At 61.6% G+C, this 2,124-nt stretch carries 1 protein-coding gene; it reads left to right on the top strand.

Going from position 1 to position 2,124, the window contains the following annotated elements:
* The first annotated feature begins 409 nt into the window (after positions 1-409).
* Positions 410-2,077: a phospholipase D-like domain-containing protein gene (locus ACOI1H_RS25155; protein WP_422441011.1), complete on the top strand. Its 1,668-nt coding sequence runs from the start codon at positions 410-412 to the stop codon at positions 2,075-2,077.
* Positions 2,078-2,124: the final 47 nt, after the last annotated feature.

Genomic DNA, 2,124 nt, shown 5'->3' with positions numbered 1-2,124 from the left:
GACCACTACCGCTCCAGCGGCCCGCGAAGTCCAGTCGGATCTGAAAGTTCTTTCACAGGGAAATGGTGAGACTTCGACACATAGGGCGGGGAGTTGCCATTCGATGCAAGTGCTCACCCGTCGATGGCTGAGCGGTGAGCGGACGTTTGCCGCGGGGGCGAAATTGCCGATCGGTATTGCGGAAGTGGACATCCAGCCCGTGCGGACTGACACCTTTCGGCCGGCCGCGTCACCCTGCGGCTCCGTCGAACGAAGCGACGGATGCGGACATGAGATGCGAAAAACCTTCGGGAGCTGCAATATAGCTTATCCCTTTTTTGTGGCTTAAAATCGATTTCGGATCAAATCTACGTCTGCATCGTTGGAATAATGGCAGAACAGCCGATACACGAGATATCGAGGGAGAGTCATGCCGACGACCAGAGTTCAAACCGACACACTGCTTCAACCGGGCTCGACCTGCTGGCGCGTAGCACGCGCCAGCCGCGCCGCACTGATCGTCGATGCGGCCGATTATTTCGTCCACCTGCGCGCGGCGCTGGTTCGTGCCGAGCGGGCGGTTTACCTGATCGCTTGGGACTTCGATCTTCGCATCGAAATGCTACCAGGGCAGAGTGACGAGGACGGCAATGCGTCCGACGGCTGGCCGAACCGTCTCGGTGACTTCTTCGAAGCCTTGGTGGACAGGCGTCCCGAGTTGCACCTGTATGTCCTCAAGTGGGACGGCGCGATGCTCGCCGAGGTCGCCACGCAGGCCTGGGAGACAATTCGCCTCAAAATGGCCTCCGGGCGCGTCCGCCTCGCGCTTGACAGCCATCACCCGGCGGGTGCCTGTCATCACCAGAAGATCGTGGTGATCGACGACCACCTAGCGTTTTGTGGTGGGATCGACGTGACCACGGGGCGCTGGGATACTCGCGACCATGCACCCGAAGATGATCGCCGGCTCGACCCTGACGGCTCGTTGCACCAGCCCTGGCATGACGTGACCACCGCGCTTGAAGGACCGGTGGCCAAGGCCCTTGGCGAGTTGTCGCGCAGGCGCTGGCACTTGGCCACCGGCGAGGAATTACGCGTGCCGCAGGCCGCGAGCACCTCGTTATGGCCGGACGACCTGCAGCCGGACATACGCGATGTCGACGTCGGCATCGCCCGCACAATGCCGCGTTATCGCGGCAGTCCGCTGGTGAACGAGATCGAGAAGCTCTGTCTTGCCGCGATCCGCGCCGCCCGTCATACGATCTACGTCGAGAGCCAGTATCTCGCTTCCGGTTCCCTGTGCGAGGCAATGGAAGCGCGGCTGGCCGAACGGGACGGCCCGGAGATCGTGATCGTCAACCCGCAGTCGGCCCAGAGCTTCTTGGAGGACGAGGCGATGCATTCGGTCCGCTCCCGAATGATCGAACGCCTGCGGGACGCGGATACGCGCGGCGGCGGCGGATGCTTTCGGATCTTTCACCCTGCAAACGCGGTTGGCACACCGATCTATGTCCACGCCAAGGTATTCGTGATCGACGACTGGTTTCTCAAGATCGGATCAAGCAATATCGACAACCGCTCAATGGGTTTCGACACGGAATGCGATATCGCCATCGAGGCCGCTACCGAGACGGAGAGCGCCCTCATCCGTCACTTCACACTTTCTCTGCTGGCCGAGCACCTGTGGCTCGCCCCGAACACAGTGCAGGCGGCATGGCGGGAGAATGGATCGCTGATCGGTGCGATCGAGGCGCTGCGGGTGCCGGAGGGTCGGAGCCTGTATCCGATTGAACCGCAGCCTCTCGACCCACTGGAACAGGCGCTGGCGGATAGCCGAATCCTTGATCCGCGGTATTGGCCACAAAATCGCGTAAGCCCGAACGAACGCGGGAAGCACGCTGTCAAACGTGCAATTGAACCCTATCATCTGGAAATAGCCAGCCTTGGCACGATCCTCCTGTCGGCGGGAGGCGTCGCGCTCGGCGTCTGGATCGGCCGCCGGATCTTAAGGCGTTCTCGACAGAGGCCACTCGCGGCGCCCGCGATCATCACGGACCGAACTTCCCGTCCATCGGTGCCGCGCAAGCCGCACTGTTGAGCCCGTAATCCGCTGATTTCGCTGTCTTGGCCATGGTATTTTGTATA

The sequence above is a fragment of the Loktanella sp. DJP18 genome, assembly GCF_049310965.1.
Taxonomy (GTDB): domain Bacteria; phylum Pseudomonadota; class Alphaproteobacteria; order Rhodobacterales; family Rhodobacteraceae; genus Loktanella.
This window is presented reverse-complemented; position numbering and strand designations above follow the sequence as displayed.

Bases quoted from the DNA above. Each gene is read 5' to 3' on its own strand.
- ACOI1H_RS25155 (WP_422441011.1), top strand. From the start codon at position 410: ATGCCGACGACCAGAGTTCAAACCGACACACTGCTTCAACCGGGCTCG.